The organism is Loktanella sp. SALINAS62 (assembly GCF_018263905.1).
Lineage (GTDB): Bacteria > Pseudomonadota > Alphaproteobacteria > Rhodobacterales > Rhodobacteraceae > Loktanella.
This window is the reverse complement of sequence record NZ_JAAFZU010000008.1, coordinates 96,721-113,674: the sequence shown is the minus strand read 5'-3', so window position 1 is coordinate 113,674 and position 16,954 is coordinate 96,721. Positions and strand designations below refer to the sequence as shown.

Annotated in this window: 15 protein-coding genes; 6 read left to right on the top strand and 9 right to left on the bottom strand. The window is 60.7% G+C overall.

Annotated features, from left to right (window positions below; genetic code table 11):
• The first annotated feature begins 18 nt into the window (after nucleotides 1–18).
• Together GZH79_RS04635 and GZH79_RS04630 are read left to right on the top strand one after the other, a co-directional pair.
• Entirely contained in the window at nucleotides 19–417 is a 399-nt protein-coding gene (locus tag GZH79_RS04635) for an STAS/SEC14 domain-containing protein (protein ID WP_211642338.1), read from the top strand.
• A 108-nt stretch (nucleotides 418–525) separates the two neighbouring features.
• The gene (locus tag GZH79_RS04630) at nucleotides 526–684 is read left to right on the top strand and encodes a hypothetical protein (protein WP_211642336.1); all 159 of its coding nucleotides are present in this window, start codon (nucleotides 526–528) and stop codon (nucleotides 682–684) included.
• A gap of 99 nt (nucleotides 685–783) precedes the next feature.
• Here the strand turns inward: GZH79_RS04630 and coaD are convergent, their stop codons facing one another.
• Complete coding sequence (gene coaD, locus GZH79_RS04625; protein WP_211642333.1) at nucleotides 784–1,278, bottom strand: pantetheine-phosphate adenylyltransferase; 495 nt, start codon at nucleotides 1,276–1,278, stop codon at nucleotides 784–786.
• A 40-nt stretch (nucleotides 1,279–1,318) separates the two neighbouring features.
• The gene (locus tag GZH79_RS04620; RefSeq protein ID WP_211642331.1) at nucleotides 1,319–1,753 is read right to left on the bottom strand and encodes a CBS domain-containing protein; all 435 of its coding nucleotides are present in this window, start codon (nucleotides 1,751–1,753) and stop codon (nucleotides 1,319–1,321) included.
• 114 nt (nucleotides 1,754–1,867) lie between these two features.
• Between GZH79_RS04620 and GZH79_RS04615 the strand changes: the two genes are divergently transcribed.
• On the top strand, nucleotides 1,868–2,176 hold the full coding sequence (locus tag GZH79_RS04615) for a hypothetical protein (RefSeq protein ID WP_211642323.1): 309 nt from the start codon (nucleotides 1,868–1,870) through the stop codon (nucleotides 2,174–2,176).
• On the opposite strand, the gene GZH79_RS04610 is transcribed toward GZH79_RS04615, so the two are convergent.
• Nucleotides 2,148–3,047: a LysR family transcriptional regulator gene (locus tag GZH79_RS04610; protein ID WP_349291158.1), complete on the bottom strand. Its 900-nt coding sequence runs from the start codon at nucleotides 3,045–3,047 to the stop codon at nucleotides 2,148–2,150. The genes GZH79_RS04615 and GZH79_RS04610 overlap by 29 nt on opposite strands.
• Before the next feature lie 93 nt (nucleotides 3,048–3,140).
• Between GZH79_RS04610 and GZH79_RS04605 the strand changes: the two genes are divergently transcribed.
• Complete coding sequence (locus GZH79_RS04605) at nucleotides 3,141–4,640, top strand: CoA-acylating methylmalonate-semialdehyde dehydrogenase (RefSeq protein ID WP_211642319.1); 1,500 nt, start codon at nucleotides 3,141–3,143, stop codon at nucleotides 4,638–4,640.
• A 188-nt stretch (nucleotides 4,641–4,828) separates the two neighbouring features.
• A complete protein-coding gene (locus GZH79_RS04600; protein ID WP_249218979.1) occupies nucleotides 4,829–5,182 on the top strand; it encodes a cupredoxin family copper-binding protein in 354 nt (117 codons plus the stop codon).
• Nucleotides 5,183–5,244: 62 nt separating this feature from the next.
• Here GZH79_RS04600 and uvrA read toward each other — a convergent pair whose 3' ends face one another.
• The 4 genes from uvrA to GZH79_RS04580 form a co-directional block, all read right to left on the bottom strand.
• The gene (gene uvrA, locus GZH79_RS04595; RefSeq protein WP_211642317.1) at nucleotides 5,245–8,103 is read right to left on the bottom strand and encodes an excinuclease ABC subunit UvrA; all 2,859 of its coding nucleotides are present in this window, start codon (nucleotides 8,101–8,103) and stop codon (nucleotides 5,245–5,247) included.
• 156 nt (nucleotides 8,104–8,259) lie between these two features.
• On the bottom strand, nucleotides 8,260–9,654 hold the full coding sequence (gene lpdA, locus GZH79_RS04590) for a dihydrolipoyl dehydrogenase (RefSeq protein WP_211642306.1): 1,395 nt from the start codon (nucleotides 9,652–9,654) through the stop codon (nucleotides 8,260–8,262).
• A gap of 91 nt (nucleotides 9,655–9,745) precedes the next feature.
• Nucleotides 9,746–10,321, bottom strand: coding sequence for a DUF924 family protein (locus GZH79_RS04585; RefSeq protein WP_211642304.1), 576 nt, complete (start codon nucleotides 10,319–10,321; stop codon nucleotides 9,746–9,748).
• A gap of 81 nt (nucleotides 10,322–10,402) precedes the next feature.
• Nucleotides 10,403–11,698 carry an MFS transporter gene (locus GZH79_RS04580; protein WP_211642302.1) on the bottom strand — a complete coding sequence of 432 codons (1,296 nt, stop codon included), beginning with the start codon at nucleotides 11,696–11,698 and terminating at the stop codon, nucleotides 10,403–10,405.
• Nucleotides 11,699–11,969: 271 nt separating this feature from the next.
• Between GZH79_RS04580 and GZH79_RS04575 the strand changes: the two genes are divergently transcribed.
• A complete protein-coding gene (locus tag GZH79_RS04575; RefSeq protein WP_211642301.1) occupies nucleotides 11,970–12,542 on the top strand; it encodes a hypothetical protein in 573 nt (190 codons plus the stop codon).
• Here the strand turns inward: GZH79_RS04575 and queA are convergent.
• Nucleotides 12,532–13,593, bottom strand: coding sequence for a tRNA preQ1(34) S-adenosylmethionine ribosyltransferase-isomerase QueA (queA, locus tag GZH79_RS04570; RefSeq protein ID WP_211642299.1), 1,062 nt, complete (start codon nucleotides 13,591–13,593; stop codon nucleotides 12,532–12,534). The two genes, GZH79_RS04575 and queA, sit on opposite strands and share 11 nt — an antisense overlap.
• Nucleotides 13,590–16,868, bottom strand: coding sequence for a DUF3971 domain-containing protein (locus GZH79_RS04565; RefSeq protein WP_211642297.1), 3,279 nt, complete (start codon nucleotides 16,866–16,868; stop codon nucleotides 13,590–13,592). Before GZH79_RS04565 ends, queA begins: the two co-directional genes overlap by 4 nt.
• Nucleotides 16,869–16,954 lie beyond the last annotated feature (86 nt).

Genomic DNA, 16,954 nt, shown 5'->3' with positions numbered 1-16,954 from the left:
GCAATCAAAGGTGACCCGATGACTGCCATACACGGCCTTGTGCCGCTTCCGACCGACCATCCGTTTGTCTATGCCTTCGAAGTGACGACCGCATTGGACGACGCAGGCATGGCCCAGATGGCTGACATGATGAACACCGCGTTCAGTGAACATGACGACAAGGTCAACATCCTGATCCGGTTCACGGATTTCAAAGCCTCTGACGTGCCGAACACCGGGCTGTCGGGTATCGGCGCGCAGGTCCGTAGCCTGACGAACGTGCATCGCTATGCGACCGTCGGTGCGCCGGACACTGCAGAAAAGATGATATCCTTCTTCAGCAAACTGATCCCTGTGGATGCGAAAACCTTTGCCGCAGCGGACGAGGAAGCCGCTTGGGATTTCGTCAACGTGCCGGAAAATGTGACAAAATCATGACGATTGCCCTGCACGCGGTGCAAGGCTGCCTTGTGGATATGTGTGTTGTGCTGCGCTGCAGCATAACTAGGTTGGGGTCAACGCAACAGCCCTTGGAAAGGAGCTACCATGACCCTGATCGATTCCATTCGCACCACGCTCCACAAGCGTGCAGTCTATTACAAGACCCGCAAGGAAATCGAATCCATGCCGCTTGATGTGGCACTGGATCTGGATATCGACCGTCAGGACGCCGACCGCATCGCACGTCACGCCGTCTACGGCTGACCGCAGCACCACGGCACCTGATTGGCATAATGGGCGGCATGCGGGAAAACCCGGATGCCGCCCTTTTTACAGACAGGCCGCTGAATCCGAAACGCGCACTCAGTCCGTCAGCTTGCGTTTCAATGCCTGTTCGACGGCGGGTGTGACGAATTTGGAAACGTCGCCGCCCAACCTTGCGATTTCCTTGACCAGCTTGCTGGCGATGGCCTGATTTTTGGCGTCGGCCATCAGGAAAACCGTCTCGATGCTGTTATCCAGACTGCGGTTCATGCCGACCATCTGAAATTCGTATTCAAAATCGGCCACGGCCCGCAAACCCCGGATGATGACCCCCGCGCCCACATCACGCGCGCAGTGGATCAGCAGGTTTTCAAACGGATGCACAATGATTTCGGTGCCCAGCGGCTTGCCCAACGGGACGACTTCTGACCGGATCATTTCGACCCGTTCGTTCAGATCGAACAACGGCCCCTTGTCGCGGTTGATCGCCACACCGATGAACAACCTGTCCACCAGCGAACAGGCGCGCCGCACGATATCTATGTGCCCATGCGTCACCGGGTCAAAGGTGCCGGGGTAAAGTCCTGTGCGCATCGGCACCTCTTGTCTTTGGTGGTTTTCGCGTTTCGGGCCGTCAGTAGCCTTTGATCATGCCTTCCAGCGCGTCTTTTTCCATCGACAGCTGGGACAGTCGCGCTTTGACGACATCCCCGATGGAAATCAACCCGATCATGCTGTCGTTATCCATCACGGGCAAGTGCCGGAACCGGCCTTCGGTCATCAGGGTCAGCACCTGATCGGCATTGTCGCGCATGGTACAGGTCGTGATCGTGTCGGTCATCATGCTGTCCACACGGTCTGTCAGACAGCCCGTGCCGCGCTTGCCGATTTCGCGCACGATATCGCGTTCCGACAGAATTCCCATCAGCGTCTTGCCATCGGTCGACACCACAACAGTGCCGATCCGGTTTTCGGACATCACCTTTGCCGCGTCAGCGACGCTGCTGTCAGGACTGACCCAGAACATATCCTGCGACGCTTTCGATTTAAGTATCTGTTGAACAAGCATGATAGTACCTCCCGGTTGCCTGTTGACCGTTCCAGACCGCTTCACGCAGGTCAAGAACGATTGCCAGTGCTGCCGCTTTGGGCGTAGCGTTACCTGACCAGATAGGACCCCCATATGACCCCCGAATTGACCATTCTGACGATCAATGCGGTGTTTGTGGTCTTTGCCTACGGGCTTGCCTATCCATTGCTGCGGGTGCGAACGATCGGCGCCTTGGCGCTCTATGATGCGATCATCTGTTCGGTCGCGGTGGGCCTGGCAGGCGTGCTGTTCTGGGGCAGTGGGACTGCGTTTTCACTGGTCCTATTCGATACCAATTGGTTTGTTTTCAGCCTGTTGACCCTCATGTTGATCGAAGCCCTGCCGGCGATGGCTTACCTCAAACGCCACAACATCAATCTGGCCGACCCGGATCAGGATTAAATTCCAGCCGCGCGACTTCGGCTTTTAGCCCTGCCAGCAACAGATCGGCAAAGCGCGACAGCCGTTCCGACCGGCGGTCCGCATCGTGGCGCACCAGATAGAACGACCGCGTCAGCGAAACATCATCTATCAGCACACGCTTCAGGTCCGGTGCAAATGGTAACGCAAAATCATGCACGATTCCGATGCCCTGCCCCGCCCGCAACATCTGTAATTGCACCGACACGGAATTCGACGCCAGATGTACCCCGTCACGGGCGAGCGGCCCCAGATAATCCAGTGCGGCGTCGAATATCATATCCGGGATATATCCCACCATCGCGCGACCCCGCAGCGCATCACGGTCGGCGGGATCGGGCAGGTCGCGGTGCTGCGCCAGATGCAGGTGATAGTCTGTGATCTTCTGCACCGTCAGGCGTCCCGCTTGCGGTGGGCTGACGGTAATCGCCATGTCCGCTTCGCGCCGGGACAGGTTGACGACGCGCGGCAGCGATAGGATCTGCACCTCTAGTTCGGGGTTGTCGGCCTGAATGTCGGCGCAGACCTGTGGCAGCAGATAATTCGCACAGCCATCCGGTGCGCCGATCCGGATTTGCCCCGACAGGCCCGCGCTGGGGGCTTGCCCCATGTCCAGCGCCCGCCCCAGCGCGATTTCAGCCTGCTCTGCCGCGTCCTGCATCCGCGCGCCCAGATCCGTCACCGCATAGCCCTGCGGCGATTTCACGAACAATGCTGCCCCCAGCCCCTGTTCCAGCCGCGCAATCCGACGCCCCAGCGTGGCCGGGTCCATCCGCAACGCCGGTGCAGCACCCGACAGGCTTTCAGCGCGTGCAACCGCCAGAAACACCCGCATATCGTCCCAATTCATCACGTACCTGCATTTTTGCAAAACCGATTTGTTAAAATGACGCTTTGCCGCACAAAAATGCAAGACTACGGTATCCCCAAATCACAGGAGGATTCCATGCAAGAGCTGACCCATTACATCGACGGTGCACGTGTCAACGGCACCTCGGGCCGTTTCGCCGACGTCTACAACCCCGCCACCGGCGAAGTGCAGGCCAAGGTGCCGCTTGCCAATGCCGCAGAGCTGGACCACGCCGTACAGATCGCCGCCAAAGCACAGCCCGCATGGGCCGCAACCAACCCCCAGCGCCGGGCGCGGGTGATGATGAAATTCGTCGCACTGCTGCACCGCGACATGGACAAGCTGGCCGAGGCGCTGAGCCGCGAACATGGCAAGACCCTGCCCGACGCCGCCGGTGATGTGCAGCGCGGGCTAGAGGTCGTCGAATACTGCATCGGCGCGCCGGAGTTGCTGAAAGGTGAATTTACCGACGGCGCAGGCCCCGGCATCGACATGTATTCCATGCGGCAACCACTGGGCGTCAGCGCGGGCATCACGCCGTTCAACTTTCCGGCCATGATCCCGATGTGGATGTTCGCGCCCGCCATCGTCTGCGGCAACGCGTTTATCCTCAAACCGTCTGAACGCGACCCGTCGGTGCCGCTGATGCTGGCCGAATTGCTGGAAGAAGCCGGCCTGCCCAAAGGCATCCTGCAAGTGGTGAACGGGGACAAGGACGCTGTGGATGCGATCCTTGACCACGACGTCATCCAGTCGGTCGGTTTCGTGGGTTCCACCCCAATCGCGGAATACATCTATGGCCGCGGCTGTTCCAACGGCAAGCGCGTGCAGTGTTTTGGTGGTGCAAAAAACCACATGATCATCATGCCCGATGCGGACATGGATCAAGCTGCCGATGCGCTGATTGGTGCAGGATATGGTGCCGCCGGCGAACGCTGCATGGCGATTTCCGTGGCCGTTCCCGTGGGTGACGCAACCGCAGACGCCTTGATCGAAAAGCTGAAGCCGCGCATCGATGCGCTGAAGGTCGGCCCCTACACCGCAGGAAAGGACGTAGATTACGGCCCTGTCGTCACGGCCGCAGCCAAGGCCAATATCCTCAAACTGATCGAATCCGGTGTGGAACAAGGCGCCGATCTGGTGGTCGATGGTCGCGATTTCAGCCTGCAGGGCTACGAAGACGGTTTCTTTGTCGGGCCGCACCTGTTCGACCGCGTGACCAAGGACATGGACATCTACCAAAAGGAAATCTTTGGCCCCGTCCTGTCCGTCGTCCGTGCCAAGGACTATGAAGAAGCGCTGGGTCTGGCGATGGACCATGAAATGGGCAACGGCACCGCGATCTATACCCGCGACGGCGACGCCGCGCGCGATTTCGCAAATCGCGTCAACGTCGGCATGATCGGCATCAACGTCCCGATCCCCGTGCCGCTGGCCTATCACACGTTTGGCGGCTGGAAAAAATCTGTCTTTGGCGACCTGAACCAGCATGGGCCCGACGCGTTCCGTTTCTATACCCGGACCAAAACCGTCACGTCCCGCTGGCCGTCAGGCATCAAGGAAGGCGGCGAATTCAATTTCAAGCCGATGGACTGACACCCATCACACGGTTGGATCAGAGGGGTGGCGCACATCGCTGTGCGCCACCCTTTTTTGTGCGGTTTTCCCGACATCTGGCTGCCATGGCTGATCAAGGCGGCGCGACCGGCAAAAACCTTTTCATTGATTGAAACCATTTTTGCGTGACTATCGTGCCTGAAATGACAATCAGGAGGAAATGTCACATGTCCAGTTCGATGAACCGCCGCGCAGCCCTGCGCCTGATGGCGTCTTCTGCCGCCATGCCGCTGCTGGCGACGACCGCCTATGCCGCTGCCCATGCGCAACCCACGACGCATACCGTCACGATCATGAACATGGCCTTCAGCCCGGCAAACCTGACGATCAAGGCCGGTGACACGGTGATTTTCAAAAACGAAGATCGCACGCCCCACGACGCAACCGCCAACAACGGTGCGTTCAAAACCCCACGTCTGAGTACGGGGCAGTCCGCACAGCTGACATTCCCCGCTGCTGCGACATATGGCTACATCTGTTCGATCCACCCGCGCATGACCGGTTCGATCACGGTCACCTGACCCCGAAACAGGCGGCCTGATCGGTGCGGCCCGCACGCCTGAGGCTAGGCGTGCGGGCCAATTTATTCTGCGGCGACGCGTTTGGCATCCAGCATCGGTTTAAGGTAGCGGCCGGTATGGCTTTCAGCGACCTCTGCCACCTTTTCAGGTGTCCCTGTGGCCACGACACGACCACCGCCATCGCCACCTTCGGGACCGATGTCGATCAGATGGTCAGCGGTTTTGATGACGTCCAGATTGTGTTCGATCACGACGACCGAATTTCCCTGATCGACCAATTCGTGCAGCACTTCCAAAAGCTTGCGGACGTCTTCGAAATGCAGGCCCGTGGTCGGTTCGTCCAGAATATACAGCGTGCGCCCCGTGGACTGGCGCGCCAGTTCCTTTGACAGTTTCACGCGCTGCGCTTCGCCACCTGACAGGGTCGTCGCCTGCTGGCCCACCTTGATATAGCCCAGACCGACCCGCATCAGCGCGTCCATCTTGGTCCGGATCGACGGGACAGCACGAAAGAATTCCTGCGCGTCCTCGACCGTCATATCCAGCACATCTGCGATGCTTTTGCCCTTGAACTGGATTTCCAGCGTTTCGCGGTTATAGCGCGCGCCTTTGCAGGTTTCGCAGGTCACATAGACGTCGGGCAAAAAGTGCATCTCGATCTTGATGACACCGTCACCCTGACAGGCCTCGCAGCGGCCACCCTTGACGTTGAAACTGAAACGTCCGGGCTTGTAGCCGCGGGCCTTGGCCTCTGGCAGACCGGCGAACCAGTCCCGGATCGGCGTGAACGCCCCGGTATAGGTCGCGGGATTGCTGCGCGGTGTGCGCCCAATGGGGCGCTGATCAATGTCGATGACCTTATCCAGATGTTCGAACCCCGCGATGGTTTCGCACGGACCCGGCACCTGCCGCGCGCCGTTCAATTTCATCGCGGCGTTCTTGAACAGCGTTTCGATGGTCAGCGTCGATTTGCCGCCACCCGAAACGCCGGTCACACAGACGAATTGCCCCAGTGGGAAATCGACGGTCACGTTTTGCAGGTTGTTGCCGGTCGCCTTCTTGACCGTCAGTTTCTTGCCGCTGCCCTTGCGTCGGTTGGTGGGCACAGCAATTTCACGCCGTCCCGCCAGATAATCCCCCGTGACAGAGGCCGGGTTGTCGATGATTTCCTGCGGCGTGCCGTGGGCTACGACATTGCCGCCATGCACCCCAGCCCCCGGCCCGATGTCGAAAACATAATCGGCTTCGCGGATCGCCTCTTCGTCATGTTCGACCACGATCACCGTATTGCCCTGATCGCGCAGGTTTTTCAGGGTGGTCAGCAGACGGTCATTGTCGCGCTGATGCAGCCCGATACTGGGCTCATCCAGCACATACAGCACGCCCGTCAAACCCGACCCGATCTGGCTGGCCAGTCGGATACGCTGGCTTTCGCCGCCAGACAGCGTGCCCGCGTTGCGCGCCATCGTCAGATAATTCAGGCCGACGTTGTTCAGGAATCCCAGCCGTTCGCGGATTTCCTTCAGGATCGCGCGCGCGATCTCGTTCTTTTGCTTGGACAGGCTGTCAGGCACCGCCTGACACCAATCAAACGCCTCTGCGATGGACATCTGAACGATTTCACCGATGTGCCGCATCCCGATTTTGACAGCCAAGGCTTCTTCGCGCAGCCGGTAGCCGCCACAGGTGCCACAGGGCCGGTTGTTCTGGAATTGCTCGAATTCTTCGCGGATCCAGTTGCTGTCCGTTTCACGGTAGCGGCGTTCCATGTTTGGAATGACGCCCTCGAACGGACGGCTGACGGTGTAGACGCGCCCGCCTTCGTCGTAGCGGAACTTGATTTCTTCCTTGCCGGACCCGCACAGGAACACATCCTGCACCTTAGGGTCCAGATCTTTCCAGCGGGCCGATTTCTTGAACCCGTAATGTTTGGCAATGGCTTCGATGGTTTGCAGGAAATACGGTGATTTGCCTTTGCGCCACGGGGCCAATGCGCCATCTTCGATCTTCAGCGTGACATCGGGCACGACCAGCTGCTCGTCGAAAAACAGCTCCATGCCCAGACCGTCACATTTCGGGCAGGCCCCGACGGGCGCGTTGAACGAAAACAGACGCGGTTCGATTTCGGGGATCGTGAACCCGCTGACCGGACAGGCAAAATTTTCAGAAAAGGTGATGCGGTCCGGCTCGCCTTCGGTCGGCGCGGTTTCAAGGATCGCAATACCCTGCGCCAGATCCAGCGCGGTGCGGAAACTATCGGCCAGCCGCGTCTCGAGCCCTTCGCGCACGACGATACGGTCAACGACCACGTCGATGTCGTGACGGAACTTCTTGTCCAGCGTGGGTGGTTCATCCAATTCGTAGAATGCGCCGTTCACCTTGACTCGCTGGAATCCCTGTTTGCGCAGGTCCAGAAACTCCTTGCGGTATTCGCCCTTGCGGTCACGGATGATGGGGGCCAGCAGATAGCCGCGCGTGCCTTCTTCCATCGCCATGACGCGGTCAACCATGTCCTGCACCTGCTGCGCTTCGATGGGCTGGCCGGTCGCGGGGGAATACGGCGTGCCGGCGCGCGCAAAAAGCAGACGCATATAGTCGTAGATTTCGGTAATCGTGCCGACCGTCGACCGGGGGTTCTTCGACGTGGTCTTTTGTTCAATCGAAATCGCGGGCGATAGACCGGAAATGTGATCCACGTCCGGCTTTTCCATCATATCAAGGAATTGCCGCGCATAGGCGCTCAGGCTTTCGACATAACGCCGCTGCCCTTCGGCGTAGATCGTATCGAACGCCAGCGACGATTTACCTGACCCCGACAGTCCGGTAATGACGACCAACTGGTCACGCGGAATATCCACGTCGATATTCTTGAGGTTGTGCTCGCGCGCGCCGCGCACTTCGATGTTCTTCAATTCGGCCATAATGCCCCCAAGGCGGTGTCACCCCTGAGATAGCAACCTGACGGTCATTTGCCAGCCCCGAAAATGAACAAAGAATGAACATCGCTGATTCAGCGGCGTTCATTCTTCTTCTTGCTAAAAATATCCCGGGGGTCTGGGGGCAGCGCCCCCAGCACGCTACATGTGAATGACGCGGTCGTAAGCGTCCAGGACGCTTTCGTGCATCATTTCCGACAGCGTCGGATGCGGGAAAACCGTGTTCATCAGGTCCTCCTCGGTGGTTTCAAGCTGCCGCCCGACGACATAACCCTGAATCAGTTCAGTCACTTCGGCCCCGACCATGTGCGCGCCCAGCAATTCACCGGTTTTGGCGTCAAAAATCGTTTTCACCATACCTTCGGATTCACCAAGTGCTATGGCCTTGCCGTTGCCGATGAACGGAAACCGGCCGACCTTGATGTCATAGCCCAATTCCTTGGCCTTGGCTTCGGTATAGCCGACGCTGGCGATCTGCGGATGGCAATAGGTGCAGCCCGCGATGCTTTCGGGTTTGACCGGATGCGGGTGTTTGCCGGCGATCAGCTCTGCCACCATCACACCTTCGTGGCTGGCCTTATGTGCAAGCCAAGGCGCGCCCGCAATGTCCCCGATGGCATAAAGCCCGTCGACACCCGTGCGGCAATATTCATCTGTCACGACATGGGTGCGGTCAATCTTGACGCCCAGATCTTCAAGGCCAAGGTTTTCGACATTACCCACGATCCCCACGGCAGAAATGACGGTATCGAATTCCATTGTCTGGACCTTGCCCTTGGATTCAATATGGGCGGTCACCTTGTCCTTGGCCCGGTCAAGCTGTTTGACGATGGCCTTTTCCATGATCATCATGCCCTGCTTTTCGAACTGCTTTTTGGCAAATTTGCTGATTTCGGCGTCTTCGACCGGCAGCACGCGATCCATCACTTCGACAACGGTCGTATCAGCGCCCATCGTGTTGAAAAAGCTGGCGAATTCGATTCCGATGGCACCGGACCCGATGACCAGCAGTTTCTTGGGCATATGCTTGGCCTGCAACGCGTGCTTATAGGACCAGACGCGGTCGCCGTCTGCTTCCAGCCCCGGCAGGTTGCGGGCGCGCGCACCGGTGGCCAGAACGATATTCTTGGCTTCCAGCTGTTCCTCGCCCTTGTCGGTCTTGACGCTGACCTTGCCCTTGGCGGTGATGCGCGCTTCGCCCATGATCGTAGTGATCTTGTTCTTCTTCATCAGGTGACCGATGCCGGATGACAACTGCCCGGCCACGTTGCGCGAACGTTTAATAACGGCCGCCAGATCGAAATCCGGCTTCTCGACCGACAGGCCGAATTCCTTGGCCCGGTGCATCAGATGGAACACTTCGGACGACCGCAGCAGCGCCTTGGTCGGGATGCAGCCCCAGTTCAGACAGATGCCGCCCATGTGTTCGCGTTCGACGATCACGACCTTTTGGCCCAGTTGCGCGGCACGGATGGCGGCCACATATCCACCGGGACCTGCCCCGATCACGATCACGTCGAAGTTTTGTGCGGCCATGTCACGGCTCCTGTCACCAAAATTGTTTAACGTTGAACTAATTGCTCTTCGTCAACTATATGGTGCTTGGGCCGAAGGGCAACCCGAAGTTTCAGACGCTTTCGGCCTGCACCTGCTGCAAGGTCGCCCCATAGCCGCCGCCGTCCAGATAATCCTGTTCGGCGCGGGTGGTCGGGCGATCCAGTGCGACATTGCGGTACGGGAACCGGCCAAAGTCGCGGATCACCTTGCGATGCGCGCGCGCATGAACGCCGTTGTCCGTGCCGGGCATGCGGGCATGGAACAGGCGCACGGCGCGGTCCTGATCCACCAGATTTTCCGAATGCATAAGCGGCAGGTAAAAGAACTGCCGCGCGGGCGGGTCGATCCGCAGATCCCAGTCGCGGTCAATCGCCATCTTGGCCGCCGACCTTGCCATCGCGTCAGTGGCAAATGACCGACCATCGCCGCGGAACATGTTGCGCGGAAACTGGTCTGTCAGGATGATATAGGCCAGTGCTTCCGACGGGCAGGTCAGCCACAGGCCCAGACCGCCCTCATAGGCTTCTTCCCAGCGCGAAAGGAACCTGTCGCGTATGCGTGCGTCCAATGCGTCGTCCTGTCGATACCAGTCCGAAACATCAACGTCGTCCAGCCAAAAACCAAGCACGTCTTGCGGTGTGATCATGTTCTGTAATCCGGGCGCAGGGCGCCGTCGTCCGGTTAGGTCTCATAAAACTGAAACAAATCAGAAAGCCGTGCGCAAGCGTTAGGGTGCCGGCGCACTCGATTGTGTGGTGTCTGTGTCCTCTGCGTCGCCAGCGGATTCCTCGTTCTCGATATAGACCTCTTGCGCGACTTCGGCAAAGACCGGGGTGCTGTTGGGCAGAACCGCGGAATAGCTGACCTGTTCGTAATCTTCTGCCGAGCGTTCGCGTTGCAGCATCCGCACCAGACCGTAGATGCCCATGGCGATCATCAGAACGGCAAGGAAATACCAGTACCCCCCCGGCCCGACCCAATCCAGCATGTAGCCCAGAATGATCGGACCCATGATCGCGCCGACCCCGTTGACGAACAACAGACCACCAGACGCTGCGGCCATGTCCTCACGTTCTAGGTAGTCGTTACAATAGGCGATCAGCAGCGCATAAAGCGGGTTTGATGTCCCCCCCACAAGCGCGCCGGACACCAGCGCCAGCGTGTAGGATGCCGGGAAAAATCCCGCGATCAATGATCCGAAACCGCCCAGAAACGACACCGCGATAATCAGGATGCGGCGGTCCAGCCGGTCCGACAGCCAGCCGATGGGATATTGCGCGACCAGTGCCGCCATGTAGATGCCCGACACGAACAGCGAAATCTGTCCAACGGTAAATCCAGCCCGCGCACCGTAAACCGCCGACATGCCGAACTGTGCCGAAAACACCCCGCCCAACAAGAACATGCCGACACAGGCCAGCGGCGACGCCTTGATCAGCTGTGTGACCTTCATCGGCTTGGTGCGGCCAAAGGCCGGCATCGGTTTGATCGACAAAAGGATCGGCGCAAAAGCCATCGACACCAGCGCGCTGGACACGATGAAGAGCGTGTAACCTGACACATCGCCGCGCGTGATGATGTACTGCGCCGCCACGATCCCGGCCATCTGCGTGATCATGTAGATCGACAGCGCCTGCCCGCGCGTTTCGTTGGTGGACGCATCGTTCAGCCAGCTTTCGGCGGTGACGTAAACACCGCAAAAGCAAAAACCGATCACAACCCGGCCAATCGTCCACGAAATCGGATCGGTCAGCACGGGATACATGATCAACACGGCGGACACGGTCGACCCTAATGCCGCGAACACCCGCACGTGTCCGACCCGACGGATCAATTCCGGTGCGGTTTTCGACGCGAACAGAAAACCAAGGAAATACCCCGACATGACGACCGAAATCTCCAAGGTGCTGAACCCTTCGATCTCGCCGCGCAGGCCCAGCAATGTGCCTTGCAGGCCATTGCCGATCATCAGCATGAACACCCCAAGGAACAATGCCCAGGAAGAGCTGAAAACAGAGATCATGGCAAAATCCTTTCGTGGCCGGGGCCGGTCGTTTGTCGCCCCGTCGCGCCGCAGTGAACCAATGTCAACCGTCTAACCCGCCATTCGTTACCCAGTCCCTGCGAATTCGCAAGTCCTTGTCGTTCGTGTCGTCAGACCCGTCGGTTTGGCCCCACCGCATCAAACATGCGCGCAGGGATTTGCCGACCATCGTGCTGGCCGCTTTCGTGCGGACGGGTTAGCTGCTAGCGGTCATGCAATCCCTTTAGCCGATCAATTCTTGGAGCTTTCGATGTCCTTGCGCGCCCTGTCCGTCCTTGCTGTCCTTTTGCCCGCACCCGCCTTTGCAGCCGATGCAAACGGGGAATTTGCCGTCGATGGCATCGGGCGGACGACCTGCGCCGCACTGACAGAAGCGGCGGATACGCAGGACGCCCGTACCGTCACGGCGTTCGGCAGTTGGGCATCTGGCTTCCTGACCGCGACCGCGGCCCTGTCGCCCAACACCTACGACATGACACCATGGCAAAGCGAAGGCTTGATCCTGTCGCAGATGGAAAGCTTTTGCCGCGACAACCCCGACATGCCTTTCGTCAACGCTTTGGGCCGGTTGGCGCAACTTCTGGCCCGCACCAAGCTGACTGAAGCAAGCGACCTTGTGGTGCTGACCGCAGATGGTGAAAGCACGCAGAGCTATCGCGCGGTATTGGACGGGATGCGCGACACGCTGACCGATCTTGATTACGACGTGGCAGAGGGTGAAGATGGACTGATGGCCGCGATCAGCGCCTTTCAGGCCGACAACGATCTGGAAACGACCGGACTGCCTGACCAGCGCACCCTGTTGGCTCTGTTCAACCGCTAGGATCGCCGCCCGGCAACAAAAGCGACGCATCCCCATAAGAAAAAAAGCGATACCGCGCCGCAATGGCGTGGTCATAGATCGATTTGACCCGGTCCACGCCCATCAGGGCCGACACCAGCATCATCAGCGTCGATTTGGGCAGGTGAAAGTTCGTCATCAGTGCGTCGGCCACCCGGAACCTGAAACCGGGCGTGATGAAAATATCCGTCGCGCCAGTCCACGGCGTGATGCCGTCGTCCGTTGCGGCGGTTTCGATCAGGCGCAGGGCCGTGGTGCCAACGGGAATGATACGGCCACCCGCCGCCTTTGTCGCGTTGATCTGGGCCGCAGCCTCTGCCGTGACTTCGCCCCATTCCGCATGCATCTTGTGATCCGCGATATCGTCAACCTTGACCGGCAGGAACGTGCCTGCGCCCACGTGCAGCGTGACATAGCTGAACGTCACGCCGCGCGCGTGCAGCGCCTGCAGCAGATCGTCGTCGAAATGCAGTGATGCGGTCGGTGCGGCAACCGCGCCCGACGCCCGCGCCCAGGCGGTCTGGTAATCGACGCGGTCCGCATCGTCCGCCGGACGCAGCGCCGCGATATAGGGGGGCAATGGCATCTGTCCGGCCTGATCCAGTGCGGCATCGAAATCATCGCCTTGCAGGTCGAAATCCAGATGTGCCTGACCATCCTGCCGCCCCACGACGCGCGCCTGCAAGTGTTCGGAAAACACGATGATTTCACCATCGCGCACCTTTTTCAGCGGCTTGACCAGTGCCGACCAGCCCCGCGCCAGTGGTGTCAGCAACGTCACTTCGATCCGGGCGGTCGTATCGCCGTCTGCGCCCTGCCGCGTGCGGCTGCCGGTCAGGCGGGCCGGAATAACCTTTGTATCGTTCAGGACCAGCCGGTCGCCGGGTTGCAGCACGTCGATCAGGTCGGATACGCGGCGATCGTCGATCCGGTCCGGCGTCGCCACAAGCAACCGCGCGGACGTGCGGGGCCGTGCAGGACGCACGGCAATCAGGTCTTCGGGCAGGTCGAAATCGAAATCAGACAGCTTCATTGCGCAAGCTCCGGTGGCGGTCGGCGGAAAATGTCCCGGAACATGCCCGGCGTGAACAATGACAGCGGATTGACGCTGACCTGCGGGGCCGCCGCTGTGCCGGACAGGTTGAAATTGAACCCGATCAGTCCTTCGCCCCGCCGGGTCAGGAAACTGCCGATCCCGTTGAGAATATAGAAAGGAGAAACCACGCCCTGAAACCTTACCTGTTTGCTGGCGAGCATGTAGATCCCGTCAAGCGAGATGCCAAGCCCCGGCCCAACGGCACTGGACTGCGTGACCGTAATCGCGTCGCGATCCAATCGAAAACTGGCATCGACGGTATCGAACGCAATCCCCTGCCCATCCAGTTGTTGCAGCAGTCCCACCACGCTGATCGCATCCAGCAGCGCCGCAACACCGGGGGCATCGCGGACACGCAGGTTGCGGATGGCCAATGCACCATCGTAGCTGCCGCGGTCCGGTGCCGGCAACAGCGTCAGGTCCAGCGTGCCACCCTGCGCACCCTGCATGAAACCGCCCGCACGCAGCACCGCGCCCGCGTCCTGCGCGCCGATCTGGACGGCGGTGCGTCCATCGCGGGGCGCGACCCGCCCGGTGACCGGGGCCGTACCGTTGAAACGTCCGTCAAATCGGCCCGTCAGTCCGCCCGTCGTGTCGAACCGTCCGCGAAAATCAGTCAGCGCCAGACCGCCCGCAATGTCCAACCGGTTCAAGGCCACATCGATCGGACCGCCCTGCCCGTTGCCTGTGCCACCACCCAGTTGCGCGCGGGACAAATCCAGCACGCCACTCGTGATCTCGACCCCCACCGGTTGGCCCGGACCGCGTCCCGTCAGTGTGACAGGCCCGTCAAACCAGTCGCTGACGCGGACCCTGTCGAACCGGGCCGTCTGCAATTGACCGTTCGCCAGCCGCACCGCACCGGATGCGCGCAGGCCTGCGGCATCCAACGTCAGGCGCTGCACCTGCGGGGCCGCGCCCAAGGTTGCCGTGACGGCCAGGTCCGCGCGGGTGCCTGCTGGTTTGGTCCAGTTGATCGCAGGCACCGAAAGCCCGATCCCCGACAGGTCAGACACCACGGCAAGCTGCGGCGGCGCACCGCCGGGCAAGGTCAGATCGATGCGGGCCTGACCGCGCCCGCGCACCGCACCCGGCGGCAAGGCAATGCCGAAGGTCTGCAATGCTTCTGGCGTCACGGTCACGTCCGCCGTCACGCGGGGTGGCGCGCTGTCAGGGCCGAATTCTTGCACGTATTGGCCGCGCAGCGGGACGCCATCCAATGTCGCCGGACCATCCAACGTCAGCCCCGCGCGGTCGATCTGGGCCATCAGTCCGGTGCTGTCCAACCGCCTGCCGGGAATCAATGTCTCGCTTCTGATCCGCGACAGGCTTGCGGTGGCCTCAAACGTCACATCCGCCCCCCTGATGCCGGGTCGCAGCGGCAAGCTGACCGCAGCCTCAACATCGGCCCGGCCATCGGTCAGCGTGACCGGCAGGTTCGCGCGGTCCAGCAACCGCAGCGGTTGCAGGTTCAAAAGTGACAGTGCGGCGGTCACGGTGCTGCTGGTCCGCAGGTCCAGATCCAGTTGTGCGGGTTGGCGCGTCAGGTCAGCGATCAGCAACGTCGAACCGGCCATGTCCACAGCCCCACCCTGCGGTGCAGTGACCCGGCCTGCATCCAGCGCCAGCGAAAACCTGTCCTGCGCCAGCGTGGCAAAGCCACCTGCCCCCGTAATTAGCGGATGTGCGGGCAAATAACTGACCGATGCGTCCGCAAACCCGAACGTCACTGCAAGGGTCGGCGCCGCATCCGGTCGCCGCCGCAGACCCAGTGTCAGATCGTGCAGCATGCCACCCGCGATATTGCCGGCGATCCAACTGCGGGTGCCGGGCCGCAGGCTGGCCGGCCAAATTCGCATCAGGGCCGCACTGCTTAACCTGTCAGACTGCACGTCCAGCCGCGTCATCCAGCCATCCGGTGCGTTTTCCACCGTCAGTGCGGCCCGTGCGGTCAGTTTCGGGTCCGTCACCGCCACCTGCCCCACCCGCAGCCGGAACGGCGCAAGCGACAGGCGAATATCCACATCGGCGCGGTCGATCGTCAACGGTGCGTCGTACAGATCGCGCGGATCCAGCGATATATTCCGCACCGCCATTTGCATCACGAAACTACGCGGCAGGCTAGCTTTGAAATCCTGCAACAGGACATGCCCCGTTGCATCAAACCGGCTACCCGCCGCGACGACCGCCATGTCGGTAATCTGCACTCTGTCCTTGGCGGGATCGTATTGCGCGGCCAGACGCGCGGAATTGATCGGGATCGGATCAGGACCGCCCGTGATCTGGCCTGCGCCGATATCCATTTGGACCTGCAACGGCGCCAACGTGCCATCAGCCAGAACAGAGGTATCCAGCCGCGCCGACACCGGTGCATCCAGTGTTTCCAGCACGCGCAGTGCTGCGGATTGACTGGCCAGATCGCGGGCTGGCAGACCGTCGACCGCGATACGTATATCGGCGGCTGGCGTATCGCGCGGGCTGTCCAGCGTGACATCCACGCGGGCCGTGCCATGATCGCCCGCGACTTGCAGTGCGATGGCCGCTGTCGTCCGGCGGGCAGTTGTCGTCAGGTCGAACTGACCGCCCGCCACCGTCCAGACCCGGTCCGCGCGTGCGTCGGTATAAACAAGATCCACATCATCCAGCCGCAGGTGTTCCAGTGCCGCCAATGCGGGGCGGTCGCGCAAGCCATCAATCTGCGCGACCAAGCCGCCCAACCCGTCCGCCAGCAGCGCACCGTTTCCGCCCGGTCGGTCAAAGGCGAAACGAAATGCGCCATTGCTATCCCGTGCAACCTGAATATCGGTGCCAGTCAGCGCGATCCGCTGAACCAGTGCCGCCCGTTCAAACAAAAGACCGCGCGGCGACAGCCCGGCCTGTAGCCGGTCGATCCGGGCCAGCGTTGCCCCCGTCGCGTCACGCAGCACGGTGTCGATCAGATCCACCTGCGGATGCAGATCGCGGCTGATCCGCAGCGTGATGTCACCAAAGCTGAGCGTGCCACCGCCCAGGAAGTGCGCGGCACGTGCCTCGACATTTTGTCGCAGCCATTGGGGGGCGGTGATGTCACGGTCGATCAGCATCAGTGCCGCGGCAAGCAACGCCACGACAGGCAAGGCCAGCAGCCATCCCGCAACCCGCAAAGCACGCCGTTTGCGGCGCGGGTGGCGCGCCGTTGCCGGCGCGGACGGATCGGTCCGGGGGTCGGTCATGGATTGCCTGTTTGCCTCACATCCTTATTGTCGCCGCAAGGCTGCCGGAACGAAACCCCGAACACCGGCCCGCGATAAAGGATCAC